Below are 374 nucleotides of genomic sequence, written 5' to 3'. Positions count from 1 at the left end.
CACGTCGCCAGTCTTGGCCTGCACGGAGACGGCGGCAATGACAGGATCGACAATAGCGGCACGATCCACAGCATAAACTACGACGGCTTTTTTCTGACCGGAAGCGACAATGTCGCGGTGACCAATAGCGGCCTGATATCGGGCGCGGCGCTGGCGATCGATTGTGCCACCGAGACCGGCAACATATCGGTTCGCAACACCGGGGCGATCGATTGTGCCACCGAGACCGGCAACATATCGGTTCGCAACACCGGTACGATGTCCGGCGGCATCCTCTTCGGTGACGGTGCCGACAGCTATGATGGAAGCGGCGGCGCCGTGTCGGGCCTCGTTCAGGGCGGCATTGGCGACGACCGGATCGTAGGCGGGGACGC

At 62.6% G+C, this 374-nt stretch carries 1 protein-coding gene; it reads left to right on the top strand.

What is annotated here, in order from left to right; translation table 11 throughout:
* Positions 1 to 374: hypothetical protein (locus tag AC1D0P_RS31885; RefSeq protein WP_477680380.1), on the top strand; the 374-nt coding region annotated here is incomplete at both ends.

This window comes from Polaromonas sp. P1_G2 (assembly GCF_056405515.1).
This window is presented reverse-complemented; position numbering and strand designations above follow the sequence as displayed.